The 16,492-nt window shown below is 36.9% G+C and carries 15 protein-coding genes and 6 pseudogenes; 8 read left to right on the top strand and 13 right to left on the bottom strand.

Going from position 1 to position 16,492, the window contains the following annotated elements:
* From JCM21714_RS03170 to JCM21714_RS19680, 3 genes and pseudogenes are all read left to right on the top strand, one after another.
* Positions 1–437 (top strand): transposase (locus tag JCM21714_RS03170; RefSeq protein ID WP_035721761.1); only part of this gene is annotated, 437 nt, incomplete at its 5' end.
* Positions 403–657 (top strand): hypothetical protein, encoded by a 255-nt coding sequence (locus tag JCM21714_RS03165; RefSeq protein WP_035721759.1) that lies wholly within the window; start codon positions 403–405, stop codon positions 655–657. The genes JCM21714_RS03170 and JCM21714_RS03165, both read left to right, overlap by 35 nt.
* A 157-nt stretch (positions 658–814) precedes the next feature.
* Positions 815–985: pseudogene (locus tag JCM21714_RS19680) on the top strand (IS91 family transposase); the annotation flags it as partial.
* A 528-nt stretch (positions 986–1,513) separates the two neighbouring features.
* Here the strand turns inward: JCM21714_RS19680 and JCM21714_RS03155 are convergent.
* From JCM21714_RS03155 to ilvB, 8 genes and pseudogenes are all read right to left on the bottom strand, one after another.
* Positions 1,514–2,218: a TraR/DksA C4-type zinc finger protein gene (locus tag JCM21714_RS03155; protein ID WP_369403408.1), complete on the bottom strand. Its 705-nt coding sequence runs from the start codon at positions 2,216–2,218 to the stop codon at positions 1,514–1,516.
* Positions 2,219–2,388: 170 nt separating this feature from the next.
* Complete coding sequence (gene leuD / locus JCM21714_RS03150) at positions 2,389–2,973, bottom strand: 3-isopropylmalate dehydratase small subunit (protein WP_035721755.1); 585 nt, start codon at positions 2,971–2,973, stop codon at positions 2,389–2,391.
* Positions 2,974–3,098: 125 nt separating this feature from the next.
* Positions 3,099–4,518: pseudogene (gene leuC / locus JCM21714_RS03145) on the bottom strand (3-isopropylmalate dehydratase large subunit).
* Positions 4,519–4,616: 98 nt separating this feature from the next.
* A pseudogene (gene leuB, locus JCM21714_RS03140) lies at positions 4,617–5,689 on the bottom strand (3-isopropylmalate dehydrogenase).
* 30 nt (positions 5,690–5,719) lie between these two features.
* Positions 5,720–7,245 (bottom strand): annotated as a pseudogene (locus JCM21714_RS03135) (2-isopropylmalate synthase).
* Complete coding sequence (gene ilvC / locus JCM21714_RS03130) at positions 7,232–8,266, bottom strand: ketol-acid reductoisomerase (protein ID WP_035721752.1); 1,035 nt, start codon at positions 8,264–8,266, stop codon at positions 7,232–7,234. Before ilvC ends, JCM21714_RS03135 begins: the two are co-directional and overlap by 14 nt.
* A gap of 56 nt (positions 8,267–8,322) precedes the next feature.
* A complete protein-coding gene (ilvN, locus tag JCM21714_RS03125; protein WP_035721749.1) occupies positions 8,323–8,844 on the bottom strand; it encodes an acetolactate synthase small subunit in 522 nt (173 codons plus the stop codon).
* Positions 8,841–10,574 (bottom strand): annotated as a pseudogene (gene ilvB / locus JCM21714_RS03120) (biosynthetic-type acetolactate synthase large subunit). Before ilvB ends, ilvN begins: the two are co-directional and overlap by 4 nt.
* 686 nt (positions 10,575–11,260) lie before the next feature.
* Here ilvB and JCM21714_RS03115 point away from each other — a divergent pair.
* The 4 genes and pseudogenes from JCM21714_RS03115 (at position 11,261) to JCM21714_RS23560 (ending at position 12,733) form a co-directional block, all read left to right on the top strand.
* Positions 11,261–11,734, top strand: coding sequence for a DUF6884 domain-containing protein (locus JCM21714_RS03115; RefSeq protein ID WP_035721747.1), 474 nt, complete (start codon positions 11,261–11,263; stop codon positions 11,732–11,734).
* A gap of 3 nt (positions 11,735–11,737) precedes the next feature.
* Complete coding sequence (locus JCM21714_RS23570) at positions 11,738–11,971, top strand: alcohol dehydrogenase catalytic domain-containing protein (protein WP_369403407.1); 234 nt, start codon at positions 11,738–11,740, stop codon at positions 11,969–11,971.
* A gap of 289 nt (positions 11,972–12,260) precedes the next feature.
* A pseudogene (locus JCM21714_RS23565) lies at positions 12,261–12,407 on the top strand (NAD(P)-dependent alcohol dehydrogenase); the annotation flags it as partial.
* A 65-nt stretch (positions 12,408–12,472) separates the two neighbouring features.
* Positions 12,473–12,733 (top strand): zinc-binding dehydrogenase, encoded by a 261-nt coding sequence (locus JCM21714_RS23560; RefSeq protein WP_369403406.1) that lies wholly within the window; start codon positions 12,473–12,475, stop codon positions 12,731–12,733.
* Positions 12,734–12,803: 70 nt separating this feature from the next.
* On the opposite strand, the gene spoVAE is transcribed toward JCM21714_RS23560, so the two are convergent.
* From spoVAE to JCM21714_RS03090, 4 genes are all read right to left on the bottom strand, one after another.
* The gene (gene spoVAE / locus JCM21714_RS03105) at positions 12,804–13,154 is read right to left on the bottom strand and encodes a stage V sporulation protein AE (RefSeq protein WP_035721744.1); all 351 of its coding nucleotides are present in this window, start codon (positions 13,152–13,154) and stop codon (positions 12,804–12,806) included.
* A 63-nt stretch (positions 13,155–13,217) separates the two neighbouring features.
* Entirely contained in the window at positions 13,218–14,228 is a 1,011-nt protein-coding gene (gene spoVAD, locus JCM21714_RS03100; protein ID WP_035721741.1) for a stage V sporulation protein AD, read from the bottom strand.
* Positions 14,225–14,668 (bottom strand): stage V sporulation protein AC, encoded by a 444-nt coding sequence (spoVAC, locus tag JCM21714_RS03095; RefSeq protein WP_035721738.1) that lies wholly within the window; start codon positions 14,666–14,668, stop codon positions 14,225–14,227. The genes spoVAD and spoVAC overlap by 4 nt, the downstream gene beginning before the upstream one ends.
* A 14-nt stretch (positions 14,669–14,682) precedes the next feature.
* Positions 14,683–15,132 (bottom strand): hypothetical protein, encoded by a 450-nt coding sequence (locus tag JCM21714_RS03090; protein WP_035721735.1) that lies wholly within the window; start codon positions 15,130–15,132, stop codon positions 14,683–14,685.
* Positions 15,133–15,349: 217 nt separating this feature from the next.
* On the opposite strand from JCM21714_RS03090, the gene JCM21714_RS03085 reads away from it, so the two are divergent.
* Positions 15,350–15,730, top strand: coding sequence for a hypothetical protein (locus tag JCM21714_RS03085; RefSeq protein WP_035721732.1), 381 nt, complete (start codon positions 15,350–15,352; stop codon positions 15,728–15,730).
* A 76-nt stretch (positions 15,731–15,806) separates the two neighbouring features.
* Here the strand turns inward: JCM21714_RS03085 and JCM21714_RS03080 are convergent, their stop codons facing one another.
* Positions 15,807–16,487: a hypothetical protein gene (locus tag JCM21714_RS03080; RefSeq protein WP_035721730.1), complete on the bottom strand. Its 681-nt coding sequence runs from the start codon at positions 16,485–16,487 to the stop codon at positions 15,807–15,809.
* Between the last annotated feature and the right edge of the window lie 5 nt (positions 16,488–16,492).

The following is a 16,492-nucleotide window of genomic DNA, read 5'->3' as shown; positions in this document are numbered from 1 at the left end:
GGGAAACGGTTCACTATTGGTATGAAGATCATCGAACGGGGGGGAAACGAATCGATAAGAAGATAAGTGTGTATCAATTTATATATGAAATGCTTCAACATATATCACCGAAGCATTTTCGTATGGTAGGCCGATATGGCTTGTACAGTAGAAGGTCTTATCAGAAGGCAAAAGATGTTCTTTGCCTATACGCATTTATGAGAACCAAACAAATCACTTTATTATTAGAAAATAAAAGAAAGAAGAAAACGTATCGTCAACGTATGATAGAATCGTTTGAAGTGGATCCATTTCTCTGTCCACATTGTCACCAGGAGATGGAGTTAATAGGAATATGGCATGCGGATTATGGATGGATATATCATTATATGGAAGATATAGAAAAGGAGCGATGTAGAAAATATGGGATACCCTTTCGAAGAAAAAAAACCGGATGATGGCATGGAATGGCTAGGTGATGATCCATTAGGATTAGAGGAAAAAGAAGTGCTCCTCTTGTTTCAATGCCTGGACTGCAAGAAAACCGATGATGTACCTGAATTTATCGTCGGTGAATTTAGTGTGGATTTAAAAGAAGGAGAAGAAGTAGAATTACATTGTCCCCCCCACTGTAATGGCACTATGATAGAAGCGAGAAACGCCCCCCCAAGTTATTAGTACTCACTTGGGACGTGATAAAGGCGCGTTAGCGCTTTTGTTCTAAGTAAAGAAAGCATATAATCCGCTGTACCATAGGGTTTTGAACTATGATAAGGTGGTTGTATGGAGACAAGTATACTAAAAGAAATTTTATTTGATGAGCGTCAACATTGGGACGTTGCGTCGTCAAACAGGGAGAGAGCGTGTGATGGCCAGTGGAGGAAAAGATCATATAGTCTGTCCTCATTGTGATAACTATTATGACTATATGGGAGAAGTGTGCTTAGATCAGGGACAGTTGACTATAAAAGTAGCGGTCAATCAGGAAGCTAGAAACTATTTAGAAGGATGATCCGTCATCTCATGGAGAGCGAAAAACCAAAATAAGAAAAACAAACTGAAGAAACAGAAAGGGAGAGAGCATCTACAACCATCCAAGAGCCAACAAACCGTCAATTATCATTGTTTAGTTTGCCATGAAGAAGAAAAAACCCCGTACGGTGTGGTACGAGACTTTGATATCATGGATGGAGAGGGGGGGATCCGAGCGTTCCACCAAAATTCAGTTGTGAGAACTGTGGTGGAGAAATGTATCCAGAATACTACAGAGGGTATCATGGATATGAATACAAACTCTCGGATGTCCTCTCAACTTGACAAAGGACCGGGCGGGCTTTCCCGATTCTTCTTAATATATATTTTAAGAAGAGGGAAGGGGGGGAGATGCAACAGGGAGGAATACTTGCAAGAAAAGAGGCGCGAAATGCAAGAAAGAAAGAGGTTTGCAATAAGAGTAATATAAAAACACAACAATTGGTGATCTGTTAGAAAGTAAGAGAGTGGGATCATCAATTAGAATAATCCCACCGCTTTGTTATCGTTCAGTATACAAAATAGAACCAATATCATTTTCATCCAAGTAATCTTCATATCGTTCGTGCTTTTCATTTACTCCAATAAATTTGCCGTTGATATCAGCCAATAAAAAGCCTTCTAATTCTTCCACACTACCGATCAATTCATCTGAGTTAAAAAACATGTCATCATAATCCTTTTCCGTATCATAAAAATCTGATGGACCATCTGAAGATCCATATTTTTCAACACTTTGCCAGGAGTCTTCCGCATCAAATATAGTGGATTCTTCTTCATCAATTTCTGATTCCATATCATTAATACTTGCGTGAATGACGTCTTCTTCAACAGGTCTTGCTCTAGTTATATGAAGTTCCGCATGTTGTATACATCTTCTTGTGGTAGGCATCGCAAGAAGTCTTTCTGTTGGGATGGTTGCTCCACATTGCTCACAATGATCATAGACGCCCTTCTCAATGGCTTGAAGAGCGATCTGTATATCTTTTATTTCCTGTTCTGCATGTTCATTTAGTGCATTGTCTTTTTCTCTTTCGAATAATTCGGTAGCAGTGTCACCTGGATGGTTATCATAGTTCGATAATTCAGAAGTGGATTCTTTACTGTGCTCTAAACTCTGACCAAAGTGATCTTCAACATGCTTCACGAGAACTTCTCTACGTGAAAGGAGTTCTTGCTTGCATTGCTCTAATTGAGATTGATCCATTATTATTGCACCTCCTAACATTTTTAGTATGTCCGAAAGTGTGCATTCCAATAATAATGATTTTGGATAATTTAGAATAGGGGGGGAGGTTAGGTTAAGTAAAAAGGTTCATTTAATTTAATCAAAAATAAAAAAAATCTGACTTTCTAATAAGAAAGTCAGATTGAACATCATCCACGTGCATCTTCAAATTGAGATATTTTATCTGCATGTGTTAGTGTAACAGCAATTTCATCCCAGCCATTTAAAAGCATTTCGCGTTTGTAATCGTCAAGGTCGAAAGAGGCATCAAATCCTTGATTATCATAAACTTTTTTTGCTTCCAAATCTACCGTCAAATGATACTGATCAGCCTCTGCATTTTTAATTAGTATCTGTATTTCTTCATCTGTTAGCTTAACAGGAAGGATTCCATTCTTTGTACAGTTATTGTAAAAAATATCAGCATAGCTTGGTGCAATAATTACTCGGAATCCATAATCCTGGAGTGCCCATGGCGCATGCTCACGAGAAGAACCACAACCAAAGTTTTCACCGGCTACTAAGATAGATGTTCCTTCGTATTTTGGTTGATTTAATGGAAAGTCTTGACGTAATTCTCCTTTTGAATCAAAACGCCAGTTGTAAAAAACGAATTGACCAAAACCTTGACGTGAAATACGTTTTAAAAATTGTTTAGGAATAATTTGATCTGTATCTATATTTGCGCGATTTAAAGGAAAGACAAGTCCTTCATGCTTGCGAATTGGTTCCATTATATAGTTACCTCCTTTATAAAATGAGCGTATGATTAGTGTTTTCGTCTATTATTCTCTTTTTAGCTTGCTATTGTTACTTGGAGCTCGAAGTAGAGCTTACAGACGATTAACTATGTGATTGATTAACTTGGTGTTACAACACCAAATTGGCGAACATCAACAAAATGTCCTTTAATAGCAGCTGCTGCAGCCATTTCTGGACTGACTAAGTGTGTCCGGGCTCCAGTACCTTGGCGACCTTCAAAATTACGATTGGATGTAGAGGCACAACGTTCACCCTCTGGTACAACATCGTCATTCATTGCAAGACACATACTACAGCCAGCATCTCGCCATTCAAAACCAGCTTCTTTAAAGATTACATCAATACCTTCAGCCTCGGCAGCTATTTTAACACTATGAGATCCAGGTACCACGATAGCATTTACTTTTGGATTGACTTTATGACCTTTAATAATTTCAGAGGCTTTACGTAGATCTCCTAAGCGCGAATTTGTGCAAGATCCGATGAATACGTGTTCGATCGCAACAGAGGATATTGGTTCGCCACCTTCAAGGCCCATGTATTCCAGTGCACGATTAATTTCCTCTTTGTCGTTGTTTGTTTGTGCATCATCAGGAGTAGGAACATTCGCACTTACTGGAATACACATGCCGGGATTTGTACCCCCCCATGTTACTTGAGGCTCAATTTCATTTGCGTCTATTTCCACTTGCTCATCATAAACAGCACCATCATCGGTTGCTAGTGATTTCCACTCTTCAGCAAGCTGATCAAATTCTTCGCCATCTGGAACATGACGTTTACCTCTTAAAAATTCAACCGTTGTATCGTCAGGACTAATTAAACCAGCACGTGCACCTGCTTCAATCGACATGTTACAAATGGTCATACGTCCTTCCATTGGTAAGTCACGTATCGCTTCACCAGTATATTCCAGTACATAACCAGTACCAAATTTAACCCCGTATTTTCCGATAATTGCTAAAATTAAATCCTTGGCAGTTACACCTGTACCTAATTTTCCATTTACTTTTACGTTTAATGTTTTAGGCTTCTCTTGCCAGATTGTTTGTGTTGCTAATACATGCTCCACCTCACTTGTACCAATACCAAATGCTAACGCACCAAAGGCACCATGTAGAAGTGTGGCTATCGCCGCAAACGATTGTTTTTCCCGGTTGTGTTAAACCAAGCTCTGGACCTATTACATGAACAATCCCTTGGTCTGGATGATAAATATCTGCTAACGGTACACCGAACTCTTCACAGTTTGTTTTTAATGTTTCCATTTGGGTTTTAGATACTTCATCCTTAATGATATTACGATGAATAGTTGGAACGTTATGATCCATGGTTGCAAAAGTACGATCAGGTCTACGAACGGTTCGCTTATTCATTCTTAACCCTTCAAATGCCTGAGGAGAAGTTACCTCATGGACTAAGTGTAAATCAATATATAAAAGATCTGGCTTACCTGCTTCTTGATGAACCATATGCTTTTCCCAAATCTTTTCAATTATTGTCTTCGGTTTTCTCATCGTTTTCACTCCTTACCTGTTGTTGTGGGTAGAAAAACATCGGCGTTCTATTATGATGAAAATAGAATGGCGCCGAAGTTTCTCAAAACAGTCTCTTTTTATCCTTGTTTTATAGCATCTACAATTAATTGAGTCATTTCTACCGTATTAACTAAGGTTCCATTTTCACTCTTTAAATCAGCTGTATGATAATCTTGGTTAAGGACTTGTTCGACTGCATCTTCAATTGCTTGTGCTTCTTCATTTTTATCAAACGAAAAACGAAGCATCATAGCAGCAGAGAGAATCATTGCAATTGGATTGGCAATTCCTTTGCCAGCAATGTCTGGAGCAGAACCGTGTGCCGGTTCATATAAACCAACGCCATTCTCGGCTAAACTTGCAGATGGTAACATTCCAAGAGATCCGGTGAGCACGGAAGCTTCATCACTTAAGATATCTCCAAACATGTTTTCTGTTACAATGACATCGAATTGGGTTGGATTTGTAATAAGCTTCATGGCAGCGGCATCGACTAGAACATGTTCTACCGTTACATCAGGATATTCTGATTTTTTTCTTCGACGATTTCTCTCCATAGTTTACTAGATTCTAACACGTTCGCTTTATCAACGGAAGTAAGATGCTTATTCCGCAATTGGGCACTTTGAAATGCTTTATCAACAATCCGCTCAATTTCCTTTTTAGTATAGCTTAGTGTGTCTACAACGGCATTGCCATTATCGCGTCTTTCACTTGGCTGGCCAAAATATAATCCGCCTGTCAGTTCACGCACAATTAGAAGGTCGCTTCCTAGAATCACTTCTTCTTTTAAGGGTGAAGCGTGTAATAATTTTGGAAATCCTTTCACTGGACGTAAGTTAGCGTATAAATCTAACGCTTTTCGAATTCCTAATAACCCGCGTTCAGGTCTTAAATCAGAAGGATGGTTTTCCCATTTTGGATCACCAACTGCACCTAACAAAACTGCATCTGCATTTTTACAAGCCTGGATCGTTTCGTCAGGGAGGGGAACGCCATGGTTTTCAAGGGCAATACCACCTATATCGTATGAAGAAAATTCAAATTCCGTATTATATTTTTCACTGATTGCTTCGAGGACATCTTTAGCAGCGTATATTACTTCGTTTCCTATTCCATCACCCGGAAGCAGTACAATCTTATTGCTCACTTCATTAACCTCCTACGATTACTGATTTAGTTAGCTTTTTTTTTGATAAATGGCACGATTCACTCCATTTAGATATGCTTGAACAGCAGCTTCTAAAACATCTTGAGCAGAGCCACGGCCACTTACAGCTTTTTTATCTACCGTAAGACTAACGTGAACTTCAGCTAATGCATCTCTGCCTTGTCCAATAGAATTTAGCTGAAAATCGGTGAGATGCGTTTCTTCGGTGAAAATTTGATCTAACGTATTGTATAGTGCTTCCACACTACCAGATCCTGTGCTTGTATCTTCTTTCGTTTCACCATTTGGTGTAAGAAGAGTTACGGTAGCACTTGGCTGATCACTGGTATCGTATTGCACCTGGAAGTGTTCTAGTTGATATCGTTTCACATTTGAAGTATCAGTTTGTATATCGGTAAGGATTGCAAACAAATCATCATCTGTGACTTCTTTTTTACGATCTGTTAATAACTTAAACGCCTTAAAAGCTTCTTTTAATTTGTCTTCAGGTAGATCATAGCCTAGTTGGCTAATTTTATCTGTAAAGGCATGGCGACCTGAATGTTTACCTAATACTAAACTGTTTGAGTGAACCCCCCCAACAAGTTCAGGTGTAATGATTTCATAGGTTTCAGCATTTTTTAATACACCATCTTGATGGATTCCTGATTCATGTGCAAAAGCATTACGTCCCACAACAGCTTTATTGCCTGGAACGGTCATACCGGTAAACTTACTTACCATATCACTGGTTCGCTTAATTTCTTTTAATACTAAATTAGTATGATAAGGATAATAATCATTGCGAATCTTTAATGCTACGGCAAATTCCTCTAAGGAAGCATTCCCTGCACGTTCTCCAATACCGTTAATGGTTCCCTCTATTTGATTGGCACCATTCTCGATTGCAGCAAATGAGTTGGCAAGTGCCATACCCAAGTCATCATGACAGTGACAGGAGAGATCAACTTTATCAATATTCGGTACATTTTCTTTAATATACTTAAACATTGCACCGTATTCACGTGGCATCGTGTATCCAACAGTATCAGGTAAATTAATCACTGTTGCACCTGCGTCAATGACTTTTTCAATAATAGCTGCAAGAAATTTTAAATCGGTGCGCGATGCATCTTCTGCTGACCATTCGACATGTTCAAAATATTGTTTTCCGTATTTGACCATTTCTACAGCTATATCAATAACTTCTTCTGGAGTTTTCTTTAGTTTATATTCCATATGAATAGGGGGGGAGGTAGCGATAAAAACGTGAAGTCTGGGATTAGTAGCATTTTTTAATGCATCTCTGCAGGCATCGATATCTGATTTAACAGCTCTTGCTAATCCAGTCACGGAAACATTCTTTATTGTCTCTGCGATTTTTTTACAGCATCAAAATCGCCTTGAGAGGAAGCAGGAAATCCTGCTTCCATCACATCAATATTAAGGCGTTCTAATTGTTTGGCAAGCTCTAATTTTTCTAGTTGGTTAAGGTTAACACCTGGAGATTGTTCTCCATCTCGTAGTGTGGTGTCAAAGATTTTAATTTGAGTCATTAGAGACCACTTCCTTTTTATTAATTGCCTTTTGCTTAACAAACGGCATTAATTCACGCAGCTCTCTCCCAACCTTTTCAATTTGATGTTCGCTTTCTGCAGTTTTAATGGCATTGTAACGTGGACGATTTGCTTGATTTTCTAGAATCCAGCCTTGAGCAAATTTACCTGTTTGAATGTCAGAAAGAACATCTTTCATACGTGCTTTTGTATCTTGATCAATAATACGTGGTCCTGACATAAAGTCACCCCCCCATTCAGCAGTATCTGAGATAGAATGGCGCATGTTCTCTAGTCCACCTTCATACATTAAGTCAACGATTAGTTTCATTTCATGTAAACATTCAAAGTAAGCTACTTCTGGTTGGTATCCAGCTTCTACAAGAGTTTCAAAACCAGCCTTTACTAAAGCGGAAGTACCACCACAAAGAACTGCTTGTTCACCGAATAGGTCTGTTTCTGTTTCTTCTTGGAAAGTTGTTTCAAGAATACCAGCGCGACCTGCACCGATTCCTTTAGCATAAGCTAGAGCCACGTCAGTAGCACTTCCTGTTGCATTCTGGAAAATACCATAAAGAGCAGGAACACCAGCACCCTCTTGATAAGTTCGACGCACTAAATGTCCTGGGCCTTTAGGTGCTACTAGGAACACATCAACGTCAGATGGTGGTACAATTTGATTAAAGTGAATATTGAATCCATGAGCAAATACTAGTGCATTACCAGCTTCAAGATTCGGTTCAATCGCTTCTTTATAGACAGATGGTTGATTCTCATCTGGAAGAAGAACCATGATTACATCCGCTTCCTTAGTTGCATCTGCAACAGATTTCACATCTACACCATCTTCAACTGCTTTATCCCATGAACCACCTTTACGAAGGCCAACCACTACATCAAATCCACTTTCTTTAAGATTTAGTGCGTGTGCATGTCCCTGAGAACCATAACCAATGATGGCGATTTTTTTGGATTGCAAAACCTCTTCGTTAATATTGTTGTTGTAAAGTACTTTTGTCATGAAAAATTACATCCTCTCAAAATAATTTTTATTTTATATAATAAATTTAATTATTATTAACCTAATAACGATTGGAAACTGCTATCTTGTGTATTTGGCTGGTGACCACGAACAAAGGCAGTCAAACCAGTTCTTGCTAATTCTTTAATTCCATAAGGTCTTAATAGTTCGATCAGTGCTTCTACTTTATCTGGTTTGCCAGTAACTTGAATTGATAAGCTATCTTTACTCACATCAATGATTGTTGCCCGAAATGGTTCAATAATACCTTGAATTTCTGCACGTAATTGACTATTACTCACAATTTTTATTAAAGCTAATTCGCGAGCAACGATTGCTTTATCAGTAATATCTGAAACTTTAATTACATCTATTTGCTTATTTAATTGCTTTGTTACTTGCTCCAGTTTTTGGAAATCTTCAACATCAACAACAAATGTCATTTTACTCATGCCTTCTGTTTCAGTTCTACCAACAGAAATGCTCTCGATGTTAAATTGCCGACGCTGGAGAAGACTGGTAACACGGTTTAAGACACCACTACGATTTCTAACGGTTGCGGTAATTATTCGTTTCATGGTTTCACCCCAATCATCTCATTTATTCCTGAACCAGGTGCAATCATCGGATATACATTCTCTTGTTGTAATACGCGTGCATCAACCAATACAGGCCCTTCATAATCAAAAATATCAGGTAATGCCTTGATAAAGTCATCTTGTGTTTTGATTTGCATTCCTTTGATATTATAGGCTTCCGCTAATTTTACAAAATCGGGCTGAATACTAAAGATAGATTGAGAATATCGTTCAGAATAAAAAGCTTCCTGCCATTGTCTTACCATTCCAAGTGCTTGGTTATTAACAATTATGATTTTAACAGGTAAGCCCTTTTCCTGTATTATTGAAAGCTCCTGAAGTGTCATTTGGAATCCGCCATCCCCCAACGATAGCTACTACTGGTTCATCTGGTTTTGCCAATTGTGCACCAATTGCAGCAGGAAAACCAAAGCCCATTGTTCCTAATCCGCCAGACGATACCCAACGATTTGGCCTTGAGAAAGTATAATACTGTGCAGTCCACATTTGATGCTGACCAACGTCAGTAGTGACAATTGCGTTACCTTTCGTTGCTTCATAAATCGTTTTAATTACCCATTGGCCAATCATATCTTTGTCAGGTTTATTAAACCATAGCGGAAAATTTTCTTTATTTTCATGAATTTGTACAAGCCACTCATCATGTTCAGGATGCTTAATATCATGTGTTAGTAACCGACTTAATGCCTCTTTAGCGTCGCCTACAATTGGAATATCTGTTGAAATATTTTTGCCAATTTCTGCAGGATCTATATCAATATGTGCTACTATCGCATTTGGTGCAAAAGAAGTTAACTTACCAGTTAAGCGGTCATCAAAACGTGCACCAATATTAATCAGTAAATCACATTCATAAATGGCAGTATTGGCAGTATATGTTCCGTGCATTCCCGCCATTCCCATAAATAATGGATGGTCTCCTGGAAAGGCGCCTAATCCGAGTAAAGTGGATGCAACAGGTAAAGAGTATCGTTCTGCAAATTCTTTAATCTCTTCAGAAGCTTTTGCAAATAAGATTCCTGCTCCAGTAAGAAGTACAGGCTTCTTAGCGTTGCCGATAGCTTCTGCTAATTTCTTGGTTTGTAATGGATTCGGTTTTGTTGTTGGTTGATAACCAGGTAAATCTAATTCAATATTCGTTTCAAATTCAGTATCAATTACTTCTGCTGAAATATCTTTCGGCATATCGATTAAAACAGGTCCGGGTCGACCAGTAGTAGCGATATGAAAAGCTTCTTTTATGATTCTTGGCAATTCTTTTACATCTCTTACCTGATAGTTATGTTTTGTGATTGGTGTTGTCACACCCATTACGTCTACTTCTTGAAACGCATCTGTTCCGATCACACCTCGGTTAACCTGACCTGTAATTATAATCATAGGTAAGGAATCGATCATAGCATCTGCAATTCCTGTAACCAAGTTAGTTGCTCCAGGACCTGAAGTAGCAATTACAACTCCTGGCTTACCAGATACTCTGGCATATCCTTCAGCTGCATGAATGGAGCCTTGTTCATGTCGTGCTAAAATTTGATCAAAAGAATCTTGTGCTTTATATAATGCATCAAATATAGGTAAAGCGGCTCCGCAGGGTAACCGAATATTGTCTGAACACCTTCATTAATTAATGATTCGACAAGTAGATCAGCACCTGTTTTTGGTTCTTTCATTTCCTCTGCTGATTGTTCTTGCTTTTGAGTTCTCTGCATTTTAATCCCTCCTGATATTATGGAATTTAATGATTTTATTTGGACTTGTAATATCATTTATTATATATAAGAAAAAGGCCATTTCTATCTTGTCGTTGCTAATTGTTTAGCAAAAAACAAGGGAGAAAAGGCCTTTCTTTTCACGGTACCACCCTGATTCGCAATATTTTTGCAAATATTGCCTTATGAAGCTGTTAACATATAACAGTTTCATTTTGATAACAGGTGAAAAGTTCACCTGGCTATACCTACTAAGAAATCTTTTCAGTATAACACTCAGGGATGAGTAATTGGAATAGGCTGTATTACCAAGCTTTCACCATCCTTGGCTCTCTATAAAATACAAGATCCTAATCCTTTGTTCCCGTCATCGATTTATGAATTTATAATAACCTTATATAGTTTATACTATACGATAGATAATATCCTGTCTATAGGTAACTTTTAAAAATATTAATTTTTCAGAAATATCTGATTGACGACAATCATACAACCAAAAAGAAGATTGGTCAACCGTTTTTTAATAATTTTCTGACATTTAATTATTATATTACAATCGTAAGCGATTACAATGCTGTTGATATCTCTTTTAAGTTATCTGTGATTTTTTTTTTTCGAATTGCTTGTTTTTTCTTTCTTCATTATCTACGGTATAATAACGATCAAAAAAAGAAGGAGGAAGATGTATGACACAACTTTGTATTATACCTTGTGGTAAAAAGAAGATTTGGGATAAATATCCTGATGCGTCATCAACAAAAGCTAAAAATGCGTATATTGGTATTTTTCATCATTTATGTCAGCAGTATGTCCAGAAGTATTTTGATAAATGGATAATAATTTCTGGAAAACACGGGATATTGTTACCTGATGATATTGTTCCTGAAAATTATGATGTTACATTTCGACCAAACGATCCCAATGTCATTTCGCTACAAAAATTACAGATGCAAATCAAAAATAAAGATCTAGAATATTTTAGCGATATCGTAGTGCTGACTGGAAAAAAATATCGTCCGATCATTAATAGCTCCTTTGCACATGCAACATCGATTCAATATCCTTTGTTAGGCACAAAAGGTATTGGGGGGGATATGCAACACTTGTTAAAGAAAAGTATTACAAATAATATCCCTTTACATAAACGAAAGGAAGATTAACTAATGAGAGCATATGTCGTGGAAAATGGGAAATATAAATTACAAAATATGGAAGAAAAAAGACCAGTAGGTGACCAAGTAATCGTTAGTTTAAAAACGGCTGGATTAAATCATCGTGATTTAAAAATTAAGAATAAATTTAATGATGGAAATCAAGCTTATGTGCTAGGATCAGATGGAGCAGGCATCATTGAAGCGGTAGGAGATCAAACTTCACGTTTTCAAATAGGGGGATGAAGTTTTTATTAATCCCGGTCTAAATTGGTATCAAAATACGGAAGCTCCACCAGCTGACTTTGAGATAGTTGGAGTGCCTTATAATGGCACGTTTGCTGAAAAAATTGTTATCTCCGAAAATTTTGTTGAAAGAAAACCAGCACATCTGACATGGCCAGAGGCAGGGGTATTTTCATTATCAGCGCTGACAGGTTATCGGGCATTAATAACACAGGGTAAGTTAAAGAGAAATGAAACCTTGTTTATACCAGGAGTCGGTGGGGGGGGAGTGACGTCATTTATTATTCAAATGGCAAAAGTAATCGGAGCGCGGGTCATCACAACCTCGAGACAGCCAAACAAATTAAAGGAAGCAGAACTATTAGGTTTTGATCGAGGGCTATTGACGGATGATGACTGGGTGAAAGAGCTTGAAGATGAACAAATTGATATGGTTATTGACAGTATTGGAGGAGCAACTTTTAACAGGTCTTTAGAAGTTCTGAAAAAAGGGGGGGCCGAATGGTTACGTTTGGTTCTTCGACTAATGATGAAGTATCGTTCAATTTACGTAAATTTTTCTATGGTCAATATACTTTATTGGGATCAACGATGGGCAGTAGGGAAGAGTTGCATGAATTGTTGGATTTTATAGATAAACATCAACTTAAACCATTAATTGATCGAGGCTTTCCTTTTGAACAAATTTATAAAGCCTTCGATTATTTAGAATCTCAACAGCAACTTGGAAAAGTATATATAGATTTTGGGAAAGATAAATAATAGCAATGTTTACAGGAAAACACTTTTCTTATAAAAGTGTTTTCCTGTTTTATAAGTTAGTGGAAAATCATTAACCTTTTGCTTTAAAAAATATTGCTCCAATCATTCCAAATATGATTGCGGCGGATATTCCTGAACTCGTTATCTCAAACATCCCGGTGATAACACCAATTATACCGTGTTTTTCTGCCTCTTCTAATGCACCATGAACAAGTGAATTCCCGAAACTTGTGATGGGCACTGTTGCACCAGCACCAGCAAAATCAATCAACGGTTCATAAAGCTCGAAGCCATCAAGAATTGCTCCTGCCACAACTAATGTGCTAAGGGTGTGTCCTGGAGTGAGCTTTCCGACATCCAATAAGAGTTGACCAATTACACATATGCAACCACCTACAAGAAAAGCCCATAAAAAAACCATAATTATCACCTCACTAATTTTAAATATAGTTAGTATCCTTAATTCTAAAAGTCTAAAGAACAATTACATATTTTCAATGGACACAGCATGTGCGATACAAGGAATTGTCTGTTTCTGTTGTACCGTCAAAGGAGAGAGTAACGCCCCCCCAGTAGCGACAACTAATATACGGTTACATTCGCCATTTCGTAGTTTGTTGATAAAGTGACCATAAGTAACAATTGCAGAACAGGCAGGACCACTAGCACCCGCAAAAATAGGCTGATCGGGTTTGTAAATGGTCAATCCACAATCAATAAATCTTTCACTATCGATATCAATGCCGTTTTGTTTGAATAAATCTAAGCAGAGATCCCGTCCAATCATAGCTAAATCTCCAGTAATAATATAATCATAATAATTCGAATCGAGTTTTCTATCCTTTAAATGTCTTGTGATGGTATCAAAGGCTGCAGGGGGGGCCATTGCACCTCCCATATTAAACGGATCTTTTAACTGCCGATCAACTACTTTTCCAATAGTTGCTGAGGTTACCTTTGGTCCACTTCCCTGAGAAGAAAGAATTGCAACACCAGCTCCTGTTACTGTCCATTGTGACGTATCTGGTTTTTGACTTCCGTATTCAGTTGGATATCTAAACTGTCTCTCAACAGCGGAGTTATGGCTTGCTGCTCCTGTTAAAATATAGCTAGCATTCATTTGATTTATAATCAATGAAGCCAAAGCCAAACCCTCCATGGAGGTAGCACATGCACTAAATAAACCAAGATATGGGATAGCCAAATTCTTAGCAGCGAAGCTCGATGGAGTTAATTGATTAATTAAATCGCCATGTAAGAAAAATTGAATATCGCTGATATCTAAATTAGCTTTTTCAATTGCATAATGACTTGCATCTTCAATCATATGCTGATGAGCCAATTCAAAGGATTTTTCATCCATCCATTGATCGGAATAAAAATAATCAAAATCGTTAGGAATATTCCCTAATTCTTCAAAAGGACCACCTACAACTCCTGTTGAGATAATAGTAGGTGGCGTTTCAAATATCCACGTTTGTTTGCCTGATATCATGCTGCACCACCCAAATAAGTTATAATTGTTTTTATTAGCGCAATAACAAAAGCTGAAAATACACCAAATAAGATGACAGACCCGGCGAGCTTAAACATATTTCCACCAACACCTTGTACAAATCCTTCAGTACGATGTTCTATTGCTGCCGAAATAACTGCGTTGCCAAACCCTGTTACAGGTACTGCACTGCCAGCTCCTGCAAACTGTGCTAAGCGATCATAATAGCCTAATCCAGTAAGTAGCATAGTTATAAATATTAATGTTGCGACGGTTGGATTTCCGACAGTCTGTTCTGTGAAATCAAAAAAATACATATAGAATACTGAAATTGCTTGGCCTATTACGCAAATAATTCCTCCGACAAAAAAAGCTCTTGCGCAATTTTTTAGAAGAGGTCGTTTAGGTTCTTTTGTTTTTTGAAAATCCTTATATTGCATTTTTTTCTCCTCCGTTACGTTTGTTCTTTAGATAATTTTATTAATTTTTCTACTTTTTTCTCAAAATCTTCTTTAGATAAATCTTCATTCTCCATTTTTGTTAGTTCTATTAAAAATTTTTGATCTGATGTAACATGAATCTCTTTCATTTTGGTAATTGATTCAAGATCTTTTTTTACCTTTTGTTCTATTTTTTGTTCTACAGCTTGTTTTAAAGGTGAAGCAGTAAATGCTACAAATAGTTGATCATTGATATGAATAGCTTTGTATGAAGCAATCTCATTTGAATGGTCGTTTAAATAGGTTTGTGCTATTCTGGGAATGGAATCTTTTTCAAATTTTTTTGTTGACTCGGAATTTAGTTGGGTAATCCCAGGAGAACTATTGGTGGGAGATGGGCTTTCATTATTGCAAGCAACTATTGTTAGCAATACGAGAATAGCTAAAATATGTAAAGATTTCATGGTTAACATCCTTTCTAAGGATAGATATTTAATCTAATTCATATAGATATTTTGCATATTTTCGAAAAAAGTATACATCCAAAATGAAACAAAATAGACATTAAATGCGTATATATAAGATAAAAAGAATGTAGCGAGGGGGAAGTGATCATGGGAAAAAAATACATAATTATAATCACTTTGACCGCTTGTATTGGGGGCAGTCATTCTATTTGTAATGAAAGATTATCTGAAGACATCTTTAGTAGAAGCAGTGAAAATTGAGAAGCAATATGGAGATTTCACTGTACATGTTCGTATTGAAGAAATATCCGAGGGTTTTCAAGTTTTACGATCCATTGAATATGCAGGAGAAGAAGATATTGTAATACGTCATCGCACTCCACTAACTCAGATAACAATAAATGCTGATAATGCAGTATTTACAGGTAGTCCGGTTATAAAGCAAATGAAGCCGGGATTTCAGTATCACCCGGAGATGCCATTAACATTTTCAGAATTGAAGAAAGGTGAACACAAAGTCTATGTACACACGCAATTTTTTATTGAAGATCAAAAATTTGATATAAAAACGAAAAGTACGATAGTATTCAAATAAAAGGCAGTGAGGGGGGGGATCACTGCCTTTTTACTATCTCAAGAAGGTCTTTAAGCTAAGTCATTATTTTATAAAATTATCGATGATTAGTTAAATAATTCTTCTTTTTTTGTTTTAATGTGATTTCATGAATACTATTATCTGTAGGTTCTTGATATTGTAATTTAATTGTTTGCTCATCTATCCATGTTGCTTCATTTATGGTTATAGTCTCTTCTGAAGGTGGTAATTCGAAATTTAGTAATGTCCACTCATTTTGTTCAAATACCTTAAAAGTTTCAGTACTATCGAAATTAGCTATAATGAAAAGTAACTTGGATTGATCAGGTGATGGCAGTGCTTCTTTTATATGGATTAAATCATCTACTAAAAAGGACCGATTAGGCTCTTTTCTATCTAACAGGAGATAAGAGCATGTAGTTTCATTGCAATTAAAAGAAAGTAAATAAAGCTTAGCTATATCAAGTTTTGTTAGCTCCATATTCGAGACCGCTTTCTCTTTATTAATAAACGTATTAAGATATGAGTTAAGTATATTGATATTCGCTGTATTAATTGTAATCAATTCATTTTCCGAAGTGAATTCTATTTCTAACGTTTCATTATTCTGGAGCGATTCTTCTTCCATTTCTTCTGTTTTTACCAATTCCTGAGGAGCCTCAAGTGGTGCTTCTTTGGTAATCATTGACTCTGTTTGTTTATTGCTGCATGCAAATAACAATAATAGTAAAAATAAATAGAAAAATAGTTTTTTCAAAAAGA

The organism is Gracilibacillus boraciitolerans JCM 21714, assembly GCF_000521485.1.
In the GTDB taxonomy this organism is placed as follows: Bacteria; Bacillota; Bacilli; order Bacillales; family Amphibacillaceae; genus Gracilibacillus; species Gracilibacillus boraciitolerans.
This window is presented reverse-complemented; position numbering and strand designations above follow the sequence as displayed.